Consider the following 2,347-nt stretch of genomic DNA (forward strand, 5'->3'; position numbering starts at 1 on the left):
GCATCGAACGAGGCGCCGCGCTGCCCTTGGACAGCCGCCAAACGCGGCGCTTTGCGGCGCATGATGCCACTCCAATGCTCTTCCTTTCCGGGCGCGACGCTGAGAACTTCGGTGCGACAAATCACTAGCAGCAATGCGCATGCCAGGAACAGACAGTTCCGTCTAAACGAATCTAACCATTAGCCCGTCGCGTCGCAGCGACCAAGTCGGCTATCGTGTTCGATTCCCGACATTATGGGCGCAACCCGACATCGGCTGAGACCGGACGCAACAAGCAATGCGCAGCTCGCGCTCCGCCGGATCGGCAGCACTTCCATCTGCTCCAAGAGCCGCTTCAGCTGCCCGCTGCCCAGCACTCCCGGCCATTCCGTCTGCGGGGGTCCATCCCGGGCCTCACGGCGCTCGGGGGTGCGTCTGCAGGCAACACTGCAAGGTCATCGAAAAACATGCGACCGACACTGTCCCACCACGCTCTCGCCGCCAGCCTTGCCGCTCTGGAAGCAAAGCCCACCACCACGCTTACCGGTGACGGTGAGCATGGGGACCGGTCGAGTTGTATCGCAGAAAGGACTGCACCCGCACCTTCCCGGATTGGTGCGCGGCTTGTTCCGCGCCGACGTCTAAGCTGGTCGCTCGCTGGCTGCCGCTTTTGTCGTCGAGACGCCCGAAGCAGAGCGGCCTCGTCGATGTCGTGCAGCAGGGCTATGAACCGGGTTTGGGCAGCCTGCTTCGCCGCCGCGTTCACTCGCTCAAGGTTGGGCGGCAAGGCAACCCGGCTCTGTGTCCGGACTCTGACCTTCTCGCGCGAGCTCCTCTCGTGGTGGCCTCTTCCCTCCATACGTCTCGTACCTTCGACAACTTCGCAGGAACTTGGACCAGTCCGCCTCCTCCCGACCTCAGCTCAAACCGCGGCTCCTGCAATGCCTTGCCGCTGTCCCCACTGGAGACCAATGCAACGGACCCGGCCGGGCTTCTCATCCGATGATTACAATCGATACGTGATCCGGCCATCGCTCCCGACGGAGCGGCATCGTCTTTCTATAACGACGATGAACCGCCAGACTAGCGGTGCGCGCCATCTCAGCCAAATCCAGCGCATCGACAAACGCGTCGATCACGCGAACAGGGTTGCTCTCGTCAATGAAATCAACGAGGCGTTTGGGGGCAGCGCCCGCTGCGCACGATCCGCCTCTTCAACGAAGCGCCTCATGAATTCCCCCGCAGAATCACGAGACAACCAAAACAGCGATTACCGTTTTCACCCAGCCAGGGTCGACGGCAGCGAACTCGATCTGTCGAAGGATGACCTGCCCGCGCTGCATGTCACGGCGCTCTTTGCGCTCGATCGAGCGCTCCAGCTCAAGGGCGTACAAGACGTCACGCCGCTCAAACTGTCGCCCCGCGAGCGCGAGAATGCTGACGATTGCGGCGTCGGGCAAGACCAACGACGATATCGCCCAAACGATCGGCATCATCAAGCTGACGGTAATCGCACGTCACGAACACCTGCCAGAAGCTCGGCGCGAAAACCCGCAGGCAGGCGGTGGAGATGCCACGCGAGTCGAGCGCTATCTGGGCCATCCTGGCCGATAGCGCGAGCGAACGGAAACCGGGCCGGGCGCGGACCAGGCGCGATCAAATGCCATCGCCCGGTGGGCCGTGCATTGCAGATCCGCTTCATGCGCTCTGCCGACAATAACGACCAAAGAACGATATACCCATGTTGGCGTAGATATTAAGACATGGCATGTTAAAGGCTGACAAATCCGACGCAGACGTGATGCAACTGTGAATCTTATCTTGGCAGGATTAGTGCAAGGGGTCGGCAATGCCCGGCGCTGCTTCTCCCCTTGGCTAGTCAGCATCGTACTCGGCGATCGTTGACTAGGGAAGTAGGTGGCGTGTGTCAGCGCCTCCCCATTCGACCTCGGTGCGGAGTCATGTGACCGCTAATTTCTCAGGCAGCGCGGGCGGACAGGCACGGCGCCCTCTCGCCGCGGACGTCCAGTCACGCCCGCGCTGCTCTCTTTAGGAGTATGCAGCGTGCGCGTCAGGTTGCCATCATTCGCGTGTTGAAGCGGCCGGGTCCGAACAGGATTACGGACAAGACAAGAAGAGCCCAGTTAAGGCGGCATGCTCCTTGCTTACCTGGGGTGAGCATCGCGGGTCTGCAGCGGCTGCGATACTAAGGGCGGGCCCAGGATGTTCCCAACGCATTTCGGGTCCGTGCCGTTGATGCCCGTGAGGCTATATGGAGCAACATGTTCGAGCGGCTTCCGCGGCGATTGCGTTCGCGCATGCGCTCGATCGCGAAGTTCTCAGCGTGTACGAACATGAAGGCCGCAGG

Annotated in this window: 2 protein-coding genes; one reads left to right on the plus strand and one right to left on the minus strand. The window is 61.5% G+C overall.

The genetic code is table 11. The features are described from left to right. Positions 1-1,226 precede the first annotated feature (1,226 nt). On the minus strand, positions 1,227-1,373 hold the full coding sequence (locus CQ12_RS10270) for a hypothetical protein (protein ID WP_157088118.1): 147 nt from the start codon (positions 1,371-1,373) through the stop codon (positions 1,227-1,229). A 40-nt stretch (positions 1,374-1,413) separates the two neighbouring features. On the opposite strand from CQ12_RS10270, the gene CQ12_RS10275 reads away from it, so the two are divergent. Further along, the gene (locus CQ12_RS10275; protein ID WP_057835192.1) at positions 1,414-1,593 is read left to right on the plus strand and encodes a hypothetical protein; all 180 of its coding nucleotides are present in this window, start codon (positions 1,414-1,416) and stop codon (positions 1,591-1,593) included. Positions 1,594-2,347: the final 754 nt, after the last annotated feature.

Origin of the sequence: Bradyrhizobium jicamae, assembly GCF_001440395.1 — a bacterium.
GTDB lineage: Bacteria > Pseudomonadota > Alphaproteobacteria > Rhizobiales > Xanthobacteraceae > Bradyrhizobium > Bradyrhizobium jicamae.